Source organism: Bacillus sp. JH7, from assembly GCF_001563515.1.
Classification (GTDB): Bacteria; Bacillota; Bacilli; order Bacillales; family Bacillaceae_G; genus Bacillus_A; species Bacillus_A cereus.
Genome location: NZ_LPUS01000011.1, coordinates 248,581 through 267,703, shown reverse-complemented (window position 1 = coordinate 267,703; position 19,123 = coordinate 248,581). Strand labels below are relative to the sequence as shown.

Below are 19,123 nucleotides of genomic sequence, written 5' to 3'. Positions count from 1 at the left end.
TAAAATACTCAAGGAATGTAACCGTTTAGTAAACATCATGTAACATTCCTGTAATATTTTTATTTACGTCGAAAAAAACATTTTGTATTAAATATTTTGAATATAACTAGAAACCTATGAGTCATATAGAATGAAAAACGCTTTCCTATATTTTTTGTTATATTACAGGATATTAACGACTTATTACGAATGGTTTGTAATTGTGTGTTTTCCCCAAATCCGAAAAAATCTGTTGCTATAATGAGGACACGAAAACAAACGCAATGGAGGCTATCATGAAAAAATTAATTGGTATAGCAACAGCAGCAGTTTTTGGTCTTGGGATTTTCACATCATCTGCTAATGCAGAAACTGTTGTAACAACAGATGTACTAAACGTACGCGAAAACCCTACTACGGAATCAAAAGTTGTCGGTAAATTACTAAACGGTAATAAAATAGATGTACAAAATACAGAGAACGGATGGTCAAAAGTTACTTTAAACGGTAAAGACGCATTCGTAAGTGCAGAGTTCACAAAAAGCATCTACTACGTAACAGCTAACGTATTAAACGTACGTGCTGAAGCGAACACAAACTCAGAGGTTCTTGGAAAGTTGAAGAAAGACGATGTAATCGAAACAACGAACCAAGTACAAAATGATTGGTTACAATTTGAATATAACGGGAAAACAGCTTATGTTCATGTTCCTTTCTTAACAGGTACAGCACCTGTAATTGAGAAACAAGAAACAACTGCTCCTGCTAAAGCTGAAGCACCAGCTAAGGCTCAAGCACCTGTAGCACAAGCAAAACCAGCTGCTAAGCCTGCTGTAAAAGCTGCTGAAACTAACACACCTTCTGGTGGTCGTGAGTTAACAGTTGTAGCTACAGCATATACAGCTCACCCGAGCGAAAACGGTGGCACATATGGCGGCCGTGTATTAACTGCAATGGGTCATGATTTAACTGCGAATCCAAACATGAAAATGATCGCTGTTGACCCGAAAGTAATCCCATTAGGATCTAAAGTATGGGTAGAAGGTTACGGAGAAGCTATCGCTGGAGATACTGGTGGTGCAATTAAAGGTAACCGTATCGATATCTTACTTGGATCAGATAGCGCTGCTCAAAAATGGGGACGCAAAACTGTTAAAGTGAAAATTTTAAAATAACCAATGACTGCTAAATTACAAGCCGGTTCTCTTTATTGAGAGCTGGCTTTTATTTATTTATAATACATATAAGGAGGCTATGCCCATGAATGTACAAGCAAAAGTAGACTGGATTGGTACGCCAAAACCGTACATATATAAAGATGAAGTAACATATAACGCTACGTCTATTGATTTCTCACTCGCTGGCGATGATAACCGCTATAAGTTAATTGTGCTCAAGTCTGAAAACAATACACATTACAAAATTGTGCAATATGGAATAAAACCAGGCTCTCAAAAGCCATTTCCTATCGACATTCCATTTGAACAAAACATGTTACCAATTATAGAGCAGATATTACATGATCCATATGTACAAGAAATATTAAAGGAAACACACTCATAATTGTAAAAAAATATATCAACGATTTTTTAATTATATCTATCATAACTTACGATATATCAACGGTTCAAAACGAAATATCGATTTAGCTACAAAAAAAAGAAGCTGTTCAAATATTGAACAGCTTCTCTCATATTAACGAGTTGGACCAGATACATCTTCTGATTTCAACGTATTATTTGCACCAAGAGAATGATACAGCATCTTTCCATTCCCATTCACAGTTACAATATGTTCGTTATTAAAACTTTTGAACTTCACAGATCCATCACCGTAACGAATATGATACTCTTCATATGTCGTTACTTTATATTTCGTATCACTTTGACGCTCTACATTACGAACTTCCATTGTTAATAAGTCTTCTGTAATTCCTTTTTTGTGTAAATACTGTATATAATCACGGTCTTCCTTATACGATTTCCCACTCTTATCATAATTCTTTTCAATTAAACTAAAATCATTTAATGAAATTGCACGTACGTTATCATAAATATGATTTCTTACAAATTCACCCACTGCTGAACTTGATGTTTCTTTCGGGAATTTTAAATAATACGTGCTTTGGTCTCCAATTTTAGCACTTTCAGATTTCATCACACCAAAATCAGTAGTTTTCTCTAAATGTACTTCTACTGTTTCATCTGTGGATACAGGGCCAAGCTTATAACTTCCATAATTTAATTTTCCACGTTTTTTCCCATTCACAAATACAGTTGCATCACTTTCATCAGAAGAAATGCTTACATACTTGCCTTCAAGCGATAAATCCACTTTCACCTTCTCGCTCTGTTCATCCGCTAGATCTACTTCTTTCTCTGTTTCTAATTCAGTCAGTTCTGTCTTCGCCGTTGCCTTTACAACATATGTACCTGGGAAGTATGGCCCCAACTCTTTCGAAGTTTTATCACTAGAAAGCTCTTTTTCTTTTTTGTCATTCACATATATCTCTGCATTTTTTGCAGTTGTACTAATGCTCATATAATAAGATTTCATGCTAAACTTATACTTTGGATATAAGAACCACTCTTTTCCCTCTTCTACTATTTCCCCGTCCTTAAATGAAGATTTATCTTTAGTTAACTTTTGATCTACTGTCTCTTTCTGTAAATAAGACAGTAATTGTTTGTTGTAAGAAGGATTCTCTTTTAAATAACGCATGTACGCTTTAATATCCTCTGTCTTAATCTTTAAGCTTGAATCATTCGCTTTTACAAACTCATCAATTGCATTAATATCTTTCTTTTGGAATGCTTCAATCATTACATTTACTTGCTTTTCTTTTGAAAACTTATATGCTCCAAATTTATATGCCCCAAATAATAATGCAGCAATAGCAGCAAAACCAATGATCAAAAATAAATTTTTCTTACTTTTCACTGATTTTGTCTCGCTTTGTAATTCTGTATATGAAGCAGCAGTGTTATCAACGATTACTTCTACTTTACTCCCACACTCCGGACAAAAGTTCAAATGGTCTGCAACGTTCTTTTTACATGTTCCACAAAACTTCAACGTGCTCTCCTCCTATTTTTTAGCTAATTTCATTCCAGCAAATGCCGCTACATATGTCACAATCAAGCTAAACAAAGTTAAATATATAAATGAATTTTGCATAGATAATACCGTTCCACTTGTTCCAAATAAACCTGTTACCGTTCCTGAAACATTAATTTGGAACTTAGAAATCATATTCATTACAATCATCATAATTGTGTAAGAACCACTACATACCGCTAATGTAATATATATATTGGCAGTCGGTAATTTAGCTAACTTTCTTCCCGCTCTAAACATAAAGAACAATGGAATAATAAGCAGTAATAAACCATAATGGAATACGTTATTCACTTTATCAAATTCTGCAAGGCTTTCCTCATTTGCTCCTTTTGAAATCAATATCTCTCTAAGCTCTACGCCATTTACAGAGACGCCTGATATAAATGAAAACGATAGTGTGCTCTCATATGTATTTGATTTCTTACCAATTCTAGTAAATTCTTTACTAAGTGCTGGACTTGATACTTCTAACGGCGCAAAATGAGCCATACTCCATAATTGAGGTGTTAACTCTAATGCTAATAATGTACTTTCAGATTTTAAAGTTGTTATTTCTTTTAATGGTTCAATACCGCCTTCCTTACTTACTAACGCCATAATACAAACCGCTACCGCTGTTACTAAAAGTCCTTTTATCATAGCTGAAACACCGTAATACACAGACGCTCCATATGGCATTAACTCTTGAAATGCTACTGCCATATTGTTTTTGCTTGTATGAGCAATAAATCCTAATAAGGTAAATAATGTCCCACATACAAAACCACTCAATAAACTCTTAATCGCTGAATAGCCAACCGTAATCTTACCTGCTTCTGAGAATGGAATTGCAAAAGATTGTGATGCTATAAAACTTATAATGAATAAAAAGACGCCATAAATAATACCAACTGTTGCTGCCATAAAGATTTGATCTTTAATCGTTTTCGCAACATGCTGTTTCCCTAACCAAATTCCTGTACCAGCGAAAATAATAAATGGAATGATTAATAATAATGTAAATGGAGTATGCCAAGATAAAGAAAATATCAACCCACTATCATCGTTAGCTGTAAAACCAAGTAAATGGTAACTTAACATCGTAGAAGTTGCACTCGAATAAAAACTTGGCAACATTTCTAATTCTTTCGCAAATTTGCTAAACATCTCACTTAACATAGAAGCAAATAATAAACTACCAATCCAACCAGCAATTAACATGAGAATACTTGCAACAGCCCCACCAATAAAACCTTTTTGTAAAACGGCTTTATCTGCTTTAAATTCAACTTTAGGAGCACCATCCATTGTAGGCAATTTTACAGATTGTTCTTTTTTCTTCACAACAGATAAAGAATACCCACACTTTTGACAATATAAATTTTTTTGAGCATTTTCACTGCCACAACCTTTGCAGTATTTTGCAGTATCTTTTTCTAATGTTACTGCATCTATAGCTCCTGCAATCTCCATACTACCTTCATTTGGGCAATAATTTACTTCTTCACCATGTTGTTTTCCACATGTGCGACAATACATTTAATTCACTCCCCACTTTGCTTAATTCCACAAACTGGACAGTAAGTAGAGTTTTTATCGATATGCTCATTACATGAAATACAATTTACCGTTTCACCTTCATTTTCTACTGCTAACATCGGGTTAGGTTTTCCACACGAACCACAAAACTTATCATTTATTGATAAAGGTCCACCACATTCACATGTAGCTTTTTCACCTTGTTGTTTTTGCAATTCAACAATGCGCTTTCTTGCTTGATAAATAGCTACATCAAATTCTTGAACTGGAGCAATCATTTCTTTTAAGCTCGCTTCATTTACTCCACTTCCTCTTAATTGAACATACACTTGCTGCCCAACCTCTAATAGAACCTCTGCTTTTTTCTGCATTTGCACTTGCATTCCCTTTTTCAATTGAGCAATTTCTTGTGCAACTTGCAACTTCATTTTCCCTTGTTCTATTCCTTCTTGTAACTTATTCATTCCACTACCTAACTTCGTCTGTAAATCTGACAAATTATTTATCCCCCTATACGTATATATTAATATATGAAATTAACATTTTATATATTACCATGATTTTCAAGTTATGTAATCCAAATTTCATTTTTTCTGTTTTGAGCATTTTTTGTTTATAATGGTAAAGGAAAGAAATATGTGTACGGAGGAATATTATGCTGCAACACTCAATTACGAAAGATGAAATTATGATGATTGCGAATGAGTTCGTTCAAGGACTAGATCCACAGCAAACAGCTGATCAGGAACATGTCGCTACAGCTCGGCACCTATATCGTAGTGGTGTTGTCTACAACGTTGACTTTGATGGTTATACACTGTCAGGAACTGTAGATGCGGAAGGCAACGTATATAGCGTTCATATTCCGATTCGTAATGTCGCTGAAAGTTATTGTGATTGCTTCGCACCAACACAATGTGAGCATATGCTCGCTGTATTACTATCTGCAGCGTCTAGTTTCGGGCAAGTAGGAGATGTATTAACTTTATTTAAAAATAATACGAGACCTTCCCTTCCTCCTATTAGAACTGCAAGACAAGTATTGCAATCATCAGCTTTTGAAGAAACGGATTATAAAAGTTGGGAATCATATTTTGAAAAAGAATATGAATCATTTAAAAAAGAACAAGCTCGCCTTACTTATAAACAAATGTATTTTCTTATGAGTATCTTTACAGATTTCTATACGAAGCTTGAGCGGAAAGCTCCGCGCGTCATCGCCATACATGAATTATTCAGGTTACATGCAGCAATTTACTGCTTTCAAAAATTATTAGAAGAAATTCAGACATTCGAAGCAAACAAAACGTATTCTTATCACCAACCTGTTAATGTCGTTCGCCTATTTGTAGATAAAGTGGAATCCATCGTTCGGGACTTACAATCAGAAGCGATTCCTTCAGAGTCTGAAATAATTTTGCAAGAAACAGCTCGTCTCGTTCATGAAGTATTCTTCTCTACCGATGCTTATACGCAAGAGCGATTTTTCATTTATCGTCACATATGGAGTGAACTTTTAAACAATAAAGAGAACATACAAGAGGAAGAAAAACGAATCGATACGAAAATCAATCCACTATCCAAAGCGTTAGCGTCTTCCCATCTTCTCTTTTTGAATGACGAAGATCTACTAGCGATGGACTTACTAAAAAAACAGCCTGCTTCTGTTGTGAGTCTATACTTCTATTGGTTAGAAGAACTATTAAGTGCCATGCAATGGGATCGTGCAAAAAACTGGCTTTCCTTTACGTATAAACAAGTAAAGAAAACGATCCAAGATCACGAAAATACGCTTTTCATAAAAGATATCGTTCGGCTATTTGTAATCATGTATGAAACATACGCAACACATACAAATGAACAAGCTGGTTTTGAAATGATTTTACAAGAACTATTACCGTATAGTTTCACAAACTACGAACAGTACGTACTCGCGAAAAAACAGTATCGCACATGGGCAGAGCTTCATCTCTTATATGGATTTGAGGCAATTGAACTGTTGAAAGAGCCACTGAAAGATATTGAAAAAGAAGCGCCAGAAGTGGCACTTCCTCTTTACCATCTTGCTGCTGTAGAGGCGATTGAAGAACGAAATCGTAAATCATATAAACGTGCAGTTCGTTACTTAAAGAAATTACGGACATTATATAAACGATTAAAACGCACCGATGAATGGGATGCTTTCATTATTCACATCGCCAATCTCCATTCACGCCTGCGTGCACTACAAGAGGAATTACGGAAAGGAAAATTAATCGATGATCAATCAAACTGAAGTAACAATTAGGCTCCAGCATGTTAGTCAAGGTTGGTTCCTTTGGGGAGAAGATGACAGCGGTACTCCATTATCCGTAACAAGTTGGAAACGAAATGCATTCACATGGCACTCCACTTCTTTCTACGGTACGTTTCTAAAAGAAGCAACCTTCGAAGGAAAACAAGGTGTGCTGCTAACAAATGCACAAGCCTTTGAATACATTGCAAACAAACCGATGAATTCCTTTGCACATATTCAAATAAATGGCACGATTACAGCACTTACGAAAGATGCAAATGAACTATGGGATGCCTTTACGAGTGGTAGTTTCGTACCAGATATGAATCATTGGCCTAAACAACCATCTTGGAAAGTTCAAAATACACCAATTGAAGATGAAACATTAGCATCGCTTTTCTCAGCAGCAGTAAATGAAAGCATATTACAAGACAACCGCTCAAATGACGGCTGGGAAGATGCTAAAAGACTATATGAACATTATGACTTTACGAAAAGACAACTGGAAACAGCACTACATGAAGAAGATTGGCTTCGAAAAATTGGTTATATTGAAGATGATCTTCCGTTTACAATCGGACTAAGATTACAAGAACCACAAGAAGAATTTGAAATGTGGAAGCTTGAAACAATTGTGACACCAAAGCGCGGGGCGCATCGCATATATGTATATGAAAACATCGATTCCTTACCGAAAAGATGGCACGATTACGAAGAACGGATTACAGAAACACAAGAAGGTTTTAGTAAGCTCATACCGTGGTTAAAAGAAGGAGATACGTTCCGAAATGAACTCTTTGAAACAGAAGCGTGGAACTTCTTAACAGAAGCAAGCGACGAGTTACTTGCAGCCGGCATTACAATTTTACTACCATCATGGTGGCAAAATTTAAAAGCAACAAAACCGAAATTACGTGTCCAGCTGAAGCAAAATACAGCACAAACACAATCGTTCTTCGGTATGAATACGCTCGTTAATTTTGATTGGCGCATTTCGACGAACGGCATTGATTTATCAGAAAGCGAATTTTTCGAACTCGTTGAACAAAACAAACGTCTATTTAATATAAACGGTCAATGGATGCGACTAGATCCAGCCTTTATCGAAGAAGTAAGGAAACTCATGAACCGTGCCGATAAATACGGACTAGAGATGAAAGATGTCCTGCAGCAACATTTATCAAATACGGCTGAAACAGAAATTGTAGAAGATGATAGTCCGTTTACTGATATTGAAATTGAACTAGATGGATATTATGAGGAACTATTCCAAAAGCTGCTTCATATTGGAGATATTCCAAAAGTAGATGTCCCTACTTCACTAAACGCAACACTTCGTCCGTATCAACAACACGGCATTGAATGGTTGTTATATTTACGAAAGCTTGGATTTGGAGCATTGCTAGCTGACGATATGGGACTCGGGAAAAGTATTCAAACAATCTCTTACTTACTATATATAAAAGAAAACAATCTCAAAACAGGCCCTGCATTAATCGTAGCGCCGACATCTGTTCTTGGAAATTGGCAAAAAGAATTTGAGCGTTTCGCACCGAATTTACGTGTTCAATTACATTACGGAAGTAATAGAGATAAGGGCAATTCTTTTGAAGATTTCTTTCAATCAGCAGATGTTGTATTAACATCTTATGCATTGGCTCAACTCGATGAGGAAGAACTAACTTCATTATGCTGGGATGCTGTTATTTTGGATGAAGCACAAAATATTAAGAACCCACATACGAAACAGTCGAAAGCAGTACGAAACTTGCAAGCAAATCACAAAATCGCTTTAACTGGTACACCGATGGAAAATCGCCTCGCTGAACTTTGGTCCATTTTCGACTTTATTAATCATGGATATCTCGGAAGCTTAGGGCAATTCCAACGCCGCTTCGTCACACCAATTGAAAAGGATCGTGATGAAGGAAAAATCCAGCAAGTTCAACGGTTTATCTCACCATTTTTACTGCGCCGAACGAAGAAAGATCAAACAGTCGCATTAAATTTACCAGATAAACAAGAACAAAAAGCTTACTGTCCTCTTACTGGTGAACAAGCTTCCTTATATGAACAACTTGTTCAAGATACACTGCAAAATGTCGAAGGATTAAGTGGAATTGAAAGACGCGGCTTTATATTACTTATGCTGAACAAGCTAAAACAAATTTGTAATCATCCAGCTCTTTATTTAAAAGAAGAAGAGCCACAAAATGTCGTTGAACGCTCTATGAAAACAAAAACGTTAATGGAACTCATAGAAAATATAAAAGATCAAAATGAAAGTTGCCTCATCTTCACTCAATATATCGGCATGGGGAACATGCTAAAACGTGTGCTAGAAGAAAAATTCGGCCAGCGTGTCCTCTTCTTAAACGGTAGTGTACCGAAAAAAGATCGCGACAAGATGATTGAGGAGTTCCAAAACGGAACGTATGACATTTTCATCTTATCCTTAAAAGCTGGCGGAACAGGATTAAACTTAACCGCTGCCAACCATGTCATTCACTACGATCGTTGGTGGAATCCAGCTGTGGAAAATCAAGCAACAGACCGCGCATATCGCATTGGTCAAAAACGATTTGTTCATGTTCACAAACTCATTACAACAGGAACATTAGAAGAAAAAGTTGATGAAATGCTAGAAAGAAAACAATCTCTAAACAATGCAGTCATCACAAGCGATAGTTGGATGACTGAACTATCAACAGACGAACTAAAAGAATTACTTGGTGTATAAAGTGAAACTTTAATTAGACCATTTACGAGGAGTTTTACTACCCGCAAAAAAAGCGCTAATCTCAAAATGAGATTAGCGCTTTTTTCTATTCCAAAACCAATTACTTATTATAATCCCCGTTAACCCGCCGCACGTATCAAGCAATGAATCTTGCCACATTGGTGTACGGTCTCCCGTATACCATTGGTGAATTTCATCAAATGTTGCATAACCCGCAACGAAAAGAAGGGCATATATAAAACATCTTTTCCTCGAATAACCTGATCGATGAAAAGCGTAATAAATTAATGAACCTAGGATAAAGAACACCATAAAATGAGCACCTTTACGAAGGAAAAACTCAATAAATCCGCCTACACCTTTATTCGCAATACTAACAGGGGTTCCTCCACCATAATCGATAGATACCCATGAAAAATGCTCTTTCACAAATTCAACATTTACATATTGTTCAATATCTGAACGCATATCCTGCTTTTTATATGGTTGTGCCGAAGAATAGAAAATCAGCCCCATCCATAGTAATACAGGAATCCAAAATAACCATTTACGATTCATTATCCAGAATTCTCCTCTCTTAATCTTTTAAGGGTACCAAAAAAAAGAAAAAATTTCACGCCAAAACATGACATTTGCATCCTATTTATAAAGTGAAAGGAGGTGATACACATGGCAATTGAAACAATCGTAATGGATTTAACTTTACGTCTTGTCTTAAACAACGGATTAGATAAGAACGGCAAAACAGTTTTCAAGAGCAAACAATTTAAACGTGTTAAAACAAACGCGAGCTTAGATCAAGTACACAACGTAGCTCATGCTCTAGCTTCCTTACAAGCATCACCACTTCACGCTGTGCAACTTGTAAGCACATCAGATCTTTCTAAACTATAAAGTAAAACTCGGATTAGTGGGGATTTTATTCATCCCCGCTGATTATTAGACCACAATTTAACCGGCAGACCCGAATCCCGTAAATAGCTTGATAAATACAAAGGAGGGAATAACACATGCAAGTACTAGAGTTGATTTTCGCGAAAGAAGATGGAAAAACAGTCGTTTTTTCTATCGATACGCCCATCACACCAATCGATGCACAAGTCGTAAATCAAGTAATGGATACAATCCTTACCTCATCTGTATTTTCATCCATTGATGAAAATACAAGAAAAAAGGGAGCTCGCCTTGTAGAAAAAAATGTATCTGAAGTTCCCATTACTCTATAAAATGAAAAAGACGAATCTGCATCATTTTGCAGATTCGTCTTTTTTCTTCGGCATTTCAATCGGAATAAAAATCTTTGAGAAACCGACGCATACGTACTTATAATGTTCTTCACCTATATCAAACTCAGTCGTATATGTTGAGAAGAATATATAATCATTTCGCTTCGTATAATGATCAATTAATAACCCAACTTGTGGCTCAACATACTTTTTCGCTAACTTTTTACCGGCCGATGCCAAGTCGCCAAGGAGACCCTCTTCATTCTCTTTTTGAACTTCATCTAGCTTCTTACTCACATCATTACGCTTCATAAACTGCTTCGCTGCCCATTCTGTATATTCTCCCTTACTCGGATTACTGTTTGCTAAATATACTAGGAGAACGACAACTAAAGCCATAATAATATACTTTTTCTTCATACTATATCACCGCCTACTCTTTTCTATTTTCATATATATGTACAAGCGATGCAAATTAGAAAGACTATCACCTATTGATTGTAAACGAATAGACAAAATTTACAATACAAAACAAAATATTAACACTTAATTTACTTATTTTGTATATAATTATATTCGAAATATTAATTTCATAAGGGAGGACTTAAAATCATGAATGATGAAAATAACATTATTATTTCTAGTTCTACTATGATGCTTGTTCCATACAATCACCCTTATTATCGTACAAAACTTATCGACAGTAGCGGAAATGATCTTCGTTCCTGCCAAACCGCATTACAACTCATCAAAAAATCTTGCTTAACCCATATTCACTCTACTTATCAAGGCAGGCGCAATGCAGTCCAAACAAATTTTAGATTCAAACAAAACGTTCCAATTCCAATTAATCATCGGGAATACATTTGTGCTTTTCCAACAGAATCTCCTTCATCTCCAAGCTGTATATGGCTATTTTATAACCACATACATGATATAGAATTTTGCCCAAAGATTAAAAAGACTAAAATACACTTTTCAAATGGCACTACTACAACAATATCTATCAGTCCCCATAAATTGCAGCAACAATTATTAAAAGCTGGATACATACTATCTCGTATGAACATGCAAGATTCACTACATTTTAAAAACCCCTTGTTACATTTACTACATTAAACTAATAAGTAGAATGGAAAGCAATATCTCTTGCCTTCCATTCTTATATTAATATTTATCCTCTTACACTATCTCGCATTTTCTCGAGTGCTTGCCGATACATCCATCTTACTTGATAATATGTCATTTCCGTCTCTAAAGCGATTTCTCCCATCGTCTTCCCTACAAAAAAACGTTCAAAAATAATATACTTCTCCTTCTCGTCTAACACACTCATAAAATCCTTCACTCTTATTTCAACATCTTCAAAATGAAAGATTTCCTCATACTCACCTACACATACACATCTTTCTTGCAAAGTAGATTCTTTCTTCAATCTTTCTAATATATAACCACGCACCGTTACAAGTGCATATGCAGGGAAATACCCCTTCTTTGCATCAAACCTTTCATACGCATGCCAAAGACCAATTAAACCACATTGATAATACTCTTCATAATCTTTACGAATACCTAATTTCTTTATTTGATTTACAATCATCCCTTCATACAAAACAACTGCTTCTTTAAAAGTCGCTGGCTTCACACAGTACCCGTTTCTAAAAGGTATACCTTTCTAGTATTCCGCGGTACCTTCACAATATAAAAATAAAGAAAAGATTTCACTGTGAGTAATTTCAAATACTACCGACAGAATTTGAAATTACAATAGATAGTATTTGAAATTTTGTTGGTGGTATTTGAAATAGGGGTAAAAATAAAAAAGGTGACTCCTTTAAAGAGTCACCTTTTTAAAATAATATGTTATGCACCAAAGCCGCTTACTAAACCTCTTACAACGCCGAATGCAATTGTTAGGATAAAGAAGATTACAATTAAAATCGTAGCTTGTTTCTTACTTAAACCAGCTACAATGTGTAAGCCTAGTCCTGTTAGAATGAGGCTCCAAATATTAAAAATTTCAATTGAAGAGGCAATTCCATGTGCTACTGTCCCTTGTTCAAATAAAGGAGCTAAACTTGTATAAACATCAGTGCCATTTCCATCAAAAATAAAGCCTAATCCTGCATTTAACAATCCGCCGATATAATAAACAAGATTAGCATATAAGTAAATCGATAATATTTTCATGTATGGTGTATCATTGCTCATAAACATCATAATAATTTTATAAAAACCTGCCGCAATAAAGAGACCTATAGGTGTTCCTAATAGACCAACAAGTGCGCCTCCACCAAGGGTAAATCCTTTTACCATTGCCCCTGCTTCACCATTTAATTCTTTTGCCAATTCTGGAGTACTAATTAATGTTAAATAAGACACTGCTGTTGCTATAATCGTTCCTAATATAACAAATAAGACAAATGCTCCCCAAACCGGACTTTTCGTCTTCATTCTCTCAAACTGCTCACCTGGAGAAGTAATCATTCCTAATAATGATGGCTTCTTCACGCCTACATCTTGCGTATTAATATTTGCTTCCATTATAACGCCTCCTTCTATTTATATAACCCGTTCTAACGGGCGGTTCACTTCCTCATATAGAGGCTACGAACCGCCCACTAGAACGGTAATGTGTAGTTCTACTACACTATTAATTACTCATAACGCAATGCTTCAATTGGATCTAATTTCGCAGCTTTATTTGCTGGAATTAATCCGAAAATAATACCGAGTGTCATCGAGAACAGTACGCCTCCAACGACAACTTCCCATGAAACGAGTGGCGGCCATTTTGCAAATGTAGAAACGATATATGCTCCGCCATACCCAAGACCAATTCCGATTAAACCACCTAGAAGTGTTAACATAACGGCTTCAATTAAAAACTGTAATAAAATTTTACTACGTGTTGCTCCTAGTGCTTTACGTATCCCAATTTCGCGTGTACGCTCCGTTACAGATACAAGCATAATATTCATAACACCAATACCACCAACAACTAATGAAATACCCGCGATACCACCAATAATCATCGTCATAATGTTAGTAACTTTAGAAACACCTTCTTGGAATTCTTTTAAATTCACCAATTCATATTTACCTGGAATATCGCTTGGTTTACGACTATTTAATACATCAACAGCTTTTTTCCCTGCCGTTTCTAAATTATCTACGTTTTTAGATTGAATGGCGATACTTTGAATTTCATCCGTTCCGTATAAAACAGGCCATAAAGTAAGAGGAATTAACATTTCCTCAGCCTCGAACCCCATAAATTCATTATCTGATTTATAGACACCAATAATTTGCATCGGTTGTCCTTTCATTTCAATAATTTTCCCTACTGGATTTTCATCTTTAAATAACGTCTCTTCTGATTTCGTACTAATCATAACAACGTTATTTCCTTGTGAAATATCAGATTCATTTAATGAACGACCTTTAACCACTTTCACTTTATTTACTTCAAAATATTCACTATCAAGTCCAATAACATTAATCATTGATTTTTTATCATTAATATCCATTGTTTCCATCGTATTATTCGTCGTAATAACATGAGAAACATCTTTAACTTGCTTTACTTCCATAATATCTTCTTCTGTTAATTTCGGTACTTGATGCCCCCCCATACTGAACTCATCATTAATATCCGGTTTAAATTGAATTGGCATAAGATTATTACCAGAACCAGCGATTTTCGACTTCAACATCGCTTCCCCGCCTTGCCCAATTGCAACGACAGTAATAATCGAACCTACCCCGATAATAATACCCAGCATCGTAAGAGCTGAACGCAGTTTATGAGCTAAAATAGAAGATAAGGCAATTTTTATACTATCTAGTAAACTCATACCGCACACCTTCTATCTTCTGTAACTTTCCCGTCTCGCAGTACAATGCGGCGGGAAGAATACGCTGCCACTTCCTCTTCATGCGTAACCATAACAATCGTCGTACCTTCTGCATTAAGCTTCGTGAAAATATTCATAACTTGCTCACCAGACTTCGTATCAAGTGCACCAGTCGGTTCATCGGCCATAATAAACGTTGGATTATTTGCAATCGCTCTTGCAATCGCTACACGCTGCTTCTGTCCACCTGATAACTCATTTGGTAAATGATGCACGCGATCTGCCAATCCAACTTTACCTAGCGCCTCCAAAGCACGCTTGCGACGCTCCGCTTTCTTCACGCCACCATATACGAGCGGAAGCTCAACATTTTCCACTGCTGAAAGACGAGGCAGTAAATTAAAATGCTGGAATACAAAGCCAATATATTCATTACGAATTAAAGCAAGCTTTGACTCATCTGCTGTTAAGATATTCACGTCATTCAGCATATATTCGCCTTCTGTTGGACGATCTAAACAACCGATAATATTCATAAGCGTCGACTTACCAGAGCCAGACGGCCCCATAATCGAAACGAACTCACCGCTCTGAATCGTTAAACTAATACCGTGCAAAATCGGCACTGCCAACTTTCCTTGATAATACGTTTTAGCAATATTATTTAACGTAATCATTTCTCTTTCACTTCCATTCCGTCATACACATCGTCGGAAGGATTTTTAACCACCTTTTGCCCCACTGTTACGCCTTCTACAACCTCTGTCCAGTCCCCATCAGTAGAACCTTTTTTCACATTTTGTTTACGAAGCTTACCTTTATCCTCAACATAAACAAATGCATCATCGCCTTTTGCTACAATGCTCTTACTTGGGACAGCAATCATCTTCTTATTCTCTAAGTTTACTTGCAGAGAAACGTGGTAACCTGGAGATAAACCGTCTTGGCTATCAAGACTTGCTTTATATGTATATTGAGACATATTTTGAGTTGCTTCACCCATGCCGCCAGCTTGCGCCATCTCTGCACTTGTTGGGAACTCACTTACCTCTGTAATCTTACCTGTCCACTTCTTCTTATTATTTGCTTTCGCCGTTACAGTGAATGTTTGATCTTTTTGAATTTGTGACTTCTGAAGCTCAGTTAACGTACCTTGAACTTGGAATGGATCTTTAGAAGCTACTTGTAAAAACGCTTTTCCTTGACCACCTAACGCTTGAGATGAGCCTTGTGCCGCATCTTTATCTAACTTTTGAACAACACCAGCGAAATTACTATAAATCGTAAGTTCTTTCTGCTTCTTACTTAACTCTTCTTTCTGCAACTTTCCTTTTTCTTTCTCAAGGTCAATTGTTTTTTGCCCTATCTCTAACTCGTTTACTTGCTCGTCCATCGGATCTGTTACTTCTTTCCCAGCTCCGCTATCTTTCGCCTTCTTAATTTCTTTCTTCAACGAATCAATCTTCTTTTTCCCTTGATCGTAACGCATATCTGCCATCTTCTGATCAAGCTCAGCTTGCTTCATTTGAAGATTAATCTCTTCATTATCATAAGAGAATAACTTCGTACCTTTTTCTACCTCTTGCCCTTCTTTTACCTCAATATCTTTCACTTTCCCTTTGGCCGGATCTGCATAGAAGCTTTCAATATTACCAGGCTTCACCTGACCAGAAATTAACTTCGTATTATTCAGCTTACGCTCTGTCACTTTCTCAAAACTTACAGCATCAGCATTTGTTGATGCACCCTTCTTCTTACCTTGCATAACAAAAATATTAATTGCCGCTACAATAACAATTAGTGCAATAACCCCAATAATAATCCATTTCTTCTTCTTGTTTGGAGTACGAACCGTATTTGGTAACATATTCTCTCTCCCTTTATAAATTAATAGTTTAATAAATACCATAATTGTATAAAACTTTCTGAAAATAAATTGTATATTATTACAATCTTTTTACAAAGTTTTACACATCCATTTATATTGTAACAAAAATTCCAATGATTAGAAATATGACATTATATCTTTTAAGATAGATTTAAGGAAAGGAAAAAGAGCAATTTTAATTGAATGGAAGCCATTCTTTATTAACAAACTTCTTGCCAAAATGAATCATTAAAATCATTTCCCTAATTGCACCATCGCTGTTTTGTCATATATATTTGACATTTCATCTATTCAATTATAAAATGTCACATATAAATGACATTTTGGTACACGAGGTCTACAACCATCAATGGGAGGTTTATATTTGAATAACGTTAAACAATATCGAAAATCTGAAGGTCTATCGCAACTAGAGTTAGCTAAAAAAGTTAACGTGGCGAGACAGACAATAAATTTAATTGAAAACAATAAATATAATCCCTCTTTAGCCTTGTGTATCGAATTAGCAAAAGCACTAAAAACAGATTTAAATAGTCTATTTTGGGAGGGAGATTAAATGATGAAAATTGAATGGAAAGAAAGAGTTTATAATAGTTTTGTTGGAACACTAAGTGAGAGAAATGAATACCAAAAACAAGAAATCAATAAAGAGTTATCTGTAGCTGGAATTGGTTTGTGGTGGTTAAATATGTTAGTAATGCTTATTATGTTACTTGTTGATACTATGAACCACACAATATCTATAGGAACTATATTTATTTTTCTATCTAATATGATTTATGCTAATTATTTAGCCTTTAAATTCAAGAAAAAAGGTTTAAGTGATACTGAATGTGCAACAAAAGAAGAATATTTACAACACAAGAAAAAATTAAGAAAAGCTGGCTTAAAAGCAGGTGTGCTTTGGGGCTTTCAAATGTTTGTTTTTATGAATTATATCCTTCCCTATGTAGGTTCAGAGGAAATCTCTATTTCTTTATTTAAGGTTGTAATTTTCATCTGTGGCGGCGGATTTTTCGGTATAACCATGTATCTATTTGGTTTATGGAATCTAAAAAAATTATATTAATTAACAAAAATCATTTATATATTAAACTGCAATTTTTCATACTGTTTGTTTTTTCTAATATAAAAGCTATCCAATCACACACAATTGGATAGCTTTTCAAACAAAATATTACGCTACTTTCGGATCTTTTCTCTCATGTCCACGTTGAACAATAAATAAGAAGATTGTTGATAAAACCGCACCTGTTAATAGTAAGATGAAACAACCATCCCAACCAGAACTATCAACAATAACACCAATTGCTGCGTTAGCTACAAGACTTCCGCCTACATAACCGAATAGACCACACATACCAACTGTCGTACCAACTGCAAATTTCGGTACTAATTCCATCGCACTTAAACCGATTAAGAACTGTGGTACATAAATTAAACAACCGATAATAGAAACTGCAATACTTACAACAAGTACGCTAGTTGCTTGCCAATATATAAACGTACCAATAACAACTCCAACCATACTAATAATACATAATGGCATACGTTTTCCTTTAAATAATTTATCACTTAAAAAGCCAACGATTAATGAACTTGGAATTGCCATACCTTCAAAGATTGCATATGCCGCATGCGCTTCTGCTTTTGAAAATCCTTTAACTGTCGTTAAGTAAAGTGGAACCCAGTTAATAACACCGAAACGAATTAAATAAACAAAAGCATTCGCAATACATAAGAACCATACAAATTTATTTTTCACTACATACTTCATTAAAATTTCTTTTGGTGACATCTTGTTAGCATTATCTGCTTTTTCAAGATTTTCATAGTCATTACGATACTCATCAATTGGAGGAAGACCTTCAGATTCTGGTGTATCCTTCGCATTGATCCAAACAAGAACTGCAATTACCATTGCGATAATCGCAGGGAAAATAAACACGCCACCTTGCCAATGATTTTCACCGAAAATACCTACACCAATTCCGACAAGTGGTGGCACAAGCATTCCACCAACGTTATGTGAAATATTCCAAAGACCTGTTTTCGTACCGCGTTCTTTCTTCGAGAACCATTTCGTCATAACAATACTACAAGGTGGTGCTCCCATGCCTTGTACAATACCGTTAACAACAAGTAATGTAACAATCATCCCAAATGATGATGCAAAGCCGAAACAAATATTTACAAGCCCTGATAAGAATAAACCGACTGCGATAAAGCGCTGGGCGAAAGCTTTATCTGATAAATTCCCCATAAAGAACTTACTAAATCCATAAACAATTGCCATTACTGAACCTAGTAGACCAATTTCAGCTGTACTAAAACCATATTCTTGTACTAAATACGTACTTGATAACGTAAAGTTACTACGAACTAAATAATAAGCCGCATATCCAACTGAAATCCCGATTAACACACGAATACGTAGTAATCGATATACACGATCGATCATATCCGCTGGCAATCTTTCAATTGCAGGTGCTGGCTTGAGCCATTTAAACATATATTTCC

At 35.6% G+C, this 19,123-nt stretch carries 20 protein-coding genes; 9 read left to right on the top strand and 11 right to left on the bottom strand.

Going from position 1 to position 19,123, the window contains the following annotated elements; all coding sequences use genetic code 11:
- Positions 1-275: 275 nt before the first annotated feature.
- On the top strand, positions 276-1,154 hold the full coding sequence (locus AU379_RS18705) for a cell wall-binding protein EntA (RefSeq protein ID WP_061139620.1): 879 nt from the start codon (positions 276-278) through the stop codon (positions 1,152-1,154).
- 85 nt (positions 1,155-1,239) lie between these two features.
- Entirely contained in the window at positions 1,240-1,542 is a 303-nt protein-coding gene (locus tag AU379_RS18700) for a DUF3910 family protein (protein WP_001102540.1), read from the top strand.
- A gap of 132 nt (positions 1,543-1,674) precedes the next feature.
- Here AU379_RS18700 and AU379_RS18695 read toward each other — a convergent pair whose 3' ends face one another.
- Genes AU379_RS18695 through AU379_RS18685 form a run of 3 tightly spaced genes read right to left on the bottom strand, consistent with a single transcriptional unit; the run spans position 1,675 to position 5,114 of the window.
- Positions 1,675-3,054: a hypothetical protein gene (locus AU379_RS18695; protein ID WP_061139619.1), complete on the bottom strand. Its 1,380-nt coding sequence runs from the start codon at positions 3,052-3,054 to the stop codon at positions 1,675-1,677.
- A 12-nt stretch (positions 3,055-3,066) separates the two neighbouring features.
- On the bottom strand, positions 3,067-4,617 hold the full coding sequence (locus tag AU379_RS18690) for a zinc ribbon domain-containing protein (RefSeq protein WP_061139618.1): 1,551 nt from the start codon (positions 4,615-4,617) through the stop codon (positions 3,067-3,069).
- 5 nt (positions 4,618-4,622) lie between these two features.
- The gene (locus tag AU379_RS18685) at positions 4,623-5,114 is read right to left on the bottom strand and encodes a zinc ribbon domain-containing protein (RefSeq protein WP_001281753.1); all 492 of its coding nucleotides are present in this window, start codon (positions 5,112-5,114) and stop codon (positions 4,623-4,625) included.
- A 158-nt stretch (positions 5,115-5,272) separates the two neighbouring features.
- Here AU379_RS18685 and AU379_RS18680 point away from each other — a divergent pair, with 158 nt between their 5' ends.
- Positions 5,273-6,892 (top strand): hypothetical protein, encoded by a 1,620-nt coding sequence (locus AU379_RS18680; protein WP_061139617.1) that lies wholly within the window; start codon positions 5,273-5,275, stop codon positions 6,890-6,892.
- On the top strand, positions 6,876-9,632 hold the full coding sequence (locus tag AU379_RS18675) for a DEAD/DEAH box helicase (RefSeq protein WP_061139616.1): 2,757 nt from the start codon (positions 6,876-6,878) through the stop codon (positions 9,630-9,632). Before AU379_RS18680 ends, AU379_RS18675 begins: the two co-directional genes overlap by 17 nt.
- A gap of 72 nt (positions 9,633-9,704) precedes the next feature.
- Here AU379_RS18675 and AU379_RS18670 read toward each other — a convergent pair whose 3' ends face one another.
- Entirely contained in the window at positions 9,705-10,190 is a 486-nt protein-coding gene (locus tag AU379_RS18670) for a VanZ family protein (protein ID WP_061139615.1), read from the bottom strand.
- Positions 10,191-10,301: 111 nt separating this feature from the next.
- Here AU379_RS18670 and AU379_RS18665 point away from each other — a divergent pair, with 111 nt between their 5' ends.
- Positions 10,302-10,526, top strand: a complete 225-nt coding sequence (locus AU379_RS18665) for a DUF1659 domain-containing protein (protein WP_000963861.1) — start codon at positions 10,302-10,304, stop codon at positions 10,524-10,526.
- A gap of 116 nt (positions 10,527-10,642) precedes the next feature.
- A complete protein-coding gene (locus AU379_RS18660) occupies positions 10,643-10,858 on the top strand; it encodes a DUF2922 domain-containing protein (RefSeq protein WP_061139614.1) in 216 nt (71 codons plus the stop codon).
- Positions 10,859-10,879: 21 nt separating this feature from the next.
- Here AU379_RS18660 and AU379_RS18655 read toward each other — a convergent pair whose 3' ends face one another.
- Positions 10,880-11,278, bottom strand: coding sequence for a DUF4359 domain-containing protein (locus AU379_RS18655; protein ID WP_000731405.1), 399 nt, complete (start codon positions 11,276-11,278; stop codon positions 10,880-10,882).
- Positions 11,279-11,470: 192 nt separating this feature from the next.
- On the opposite strand from AU379_RS18655, the gene AU379_RS18650 reads away from it, so the two are divergent.
- Positions 11,471-11,977 (top strand): competence protein ComK, encoded by a 507-nt coding sequence (locus tag AU379_RS18650; RefSeq protein WP_061139613.1) that lies wholly within the window; start codon positions 11,471-11,473, stop codon positions 11,975-11,977.
- A gap of 55 nt (positions 11,978-12,032) precedes the next feature.
- Here the strand turns inward: AU379_RS18650 and AU379_RS18645 are convergent, their stop codons facing one another.
- The 5 genes from AU379_RS18645 to AU379_RS18625 all read right to left on the bottom strand — a co-directional run bounded on the left by AU379_RS18645 (position 12,033) and on the right by AU379_RS18625 (position 16,582).
- Entirely contained in the window at positions 12,033-12,503 is a 471-nt protein-coding gene (locus AU379_RS18645; protein ID WP_061139612.1) for a sigma-70 family RNA polymerase sigma factor, read from the bottom strand.
- 218 nt (positions 12,504-12,721) lie between these two features.
- Entirely contained in the window at positions 12,722-13,402 is a 681-nt protein-coding gene (locus AU379_RS18640; RefSeq protein WP_061139611.1) for a Yip1 family protein, read from the bottom strand.
- Positions 13,403-13,515: 113 nt separating this feature from the next.
- The gene (locus tag AU379_RS18635) at positions 13,516-14,715 is read right to left on the bottom strand and encodes an ABC transporter permease (protein ID WP_000054380.1); all 1,200 of its coding nucleotides are present in this window, start codon (positions 14,713-14,715) and stop codon (positions 13,516-13,518) included.
- Positions 14,712-15,392 carry an ABC transporter ATP-binding protein gene (locus AU379_RS18630; protein WP_000631626.1) on the bottom strand — a complete coding sequence of 227 codons (681 nt, stop codon included), beginning with the start codon at positions 15,390-15,392 and terminating at the stop codon, positions 14,712-14,714. The genes AU379_RS18635 and AU379_RS18630 overlap by 4 nt, the downstream gene beginning before the upstream one ends.
- Positions 15,389-16,582 (bottom strand): biotin/lipoyl-binding protein, encoded by a 1,194-nt coding sequence (locus AU379_RS18625; RefSeq protein ID WP_000937314.1) that lies wholly within the window; start codon positions 16,580-16,582, stop codon positions 15,389-15,391. Before AU379_RS18625 ends, AU379_RS18630 begins: the two co-directional genes overlap by 4 nt.
- Positions 16,583-16,967: 385 nt before the next feature.
- On the opposite strand from AU379_RS18625, the gene AU379_RS18620 reads away from it, so the two are divergent.
- Positions 16,968-17,159: a helix-turn-helix transcriptional regulator gene (locus AU379_RS18620; RefSeq protein WP_001067016.1), complete on the top strand. Its 192-nt coding sequence runs from the start codon at positions 16,968-16,970 to the stop codon at positions 17,157-17,159.
- Complete coding sequence (locus tag AU379_RS18615; protein ID WP_061139610.1) at positions 17,160-17,672, top strand: DUF3278 domain-containing protein; 513 nt, start codon at positions 17,160-17,162, stop codon at positions 17,670-17,672. It abuts the gene before it with no gap.
- Positions 17,673-17,780: 108 nt separating this feature from the next.
- Here AU379_RS18615 and AU379_RS18610 read toward each other — a convergent pair whose 3' ends face one another.
- Complete coding sequence (locus AU379_RS18610) at positions 17,781-19,115, bottom strand: phosphoglycerate transporter protein PgtP (protein WP_000477602.1); 1,335 nt, start codon at positions 19,113-19,115, stop codon at positions 17,781-17,783.
- Positions 19,116-19,123: the final 8 nt, after the last annotated feature.

Bases quoted from the DNA above. Each gene is read 5' to 3' on its own strand.
- AU379_RS18705 (WP_061139620.1), top strand. From the start codon at position 276: ATGAAAAAATTAATTGGTATAGCAACAGCAGCAGTTTTTGGTCTTGGG.
- AU379_RS18700 (WP_001102540.1), top strand. From the start codon at position 1,240: ATGAATGTACAAGCAAAAGTAGACTGGATTGGTACGCCAAAACCGTAC.
- AU379_RS18690 (WP_061139618.1), bottom strand. From the start codon at position 4,617: ATGTATTGTCGCACATGTGGAAAACAACATGGTGAAGAAGTAAATTAT.
- AU379_RS18680 (WP_061139617.1), top strand. From the start codon at position 5,273: ATGCTGCAACACTCAATTACGAAAGATGAAATTATGATGATTGCGAAT.
- AU379_RS18675 (WP_061139616.1), top strand. From the start codon at position 6,876: ATGATCAATCAAACTGAAGTAACAATTAGGCTCCAGCATGTTAGTCAA.
- AU379_RS18670 (WP_061139615.1), bottom strand. From the start codon at position 10,190: ATGAATCGTAAATGGTTATTTTGGATTCCTGTATTACTATGGATGGGG.
- AU379_RS18665 (WP_000963861.1), top strand. From the start codon at position 10,302: ATGGCAATTGAAACAATCGTAATGGATTTAACTTTACGTCTTGTCTTA.
- AU379_RS18660 (WP_061139614.1), top strand. From the start codon at position 10,643: ATGCAAGTACTAGAGTTGATTTTCGCGAAAGAAGATGGAAAAACAGTC.
- AU379_RS18655 (WP_000731405.1), bottom strand. From the start codon at position 11,278: ATGAAGAAAAAGTATATTATTATGGCTTTAGTTGTCGTTCTCCTAGTA.
- AU379_RS18650 (WP_061139613.1), top strand. From the start codon at position 11,471: ATGAATGATGAAAATAACATTATTATTTCTAGTTCTACTATGATGCTT.
- AU379_RS18640 (WP_061139611.1), bottom strand. From the start codon at position 13,402: ATGGAAGCAAATATTAATACGCAAGATGTAGGCGTGAAGAAGCCATCA.
- AU379_RS18635 (WP_000054380.1), bottom strand. From the start codon at position 14,715: ATGAGTTTACTAGATAGTATAAAAATTGCCTTATCTTCTATTTTAGCT.
- AU379_RS18630 (WP_000631626.1), bottom strand. From the start codon at position 15,392: ATGATTACGTTAAATAATATTGCTAAAACGTATTATCAAGGAAAGTTG.
- AU379_RS18625 (WP_000937314.1), bottom strand. From the start codon at position 16,582: ATGTTACCAAATACGGTTCGTACTCCAAACAAGAAGAAGAAATGGATT.
- AU379_RS18615 (WP_061139610.1), top strand. From the start codon at position 17,160: ATGATGAAAATTGAATGGAAAGAAAGAGTTTATAATAGTTTTGTTGGA.
- AU379_RS18610 (WP_000477602.1), bottom strand. From the start codon at position 19,115: ATGTTTAAATGGCTCAAGCCAGCACCTGCAATTGAAAGATTGCCAGCG.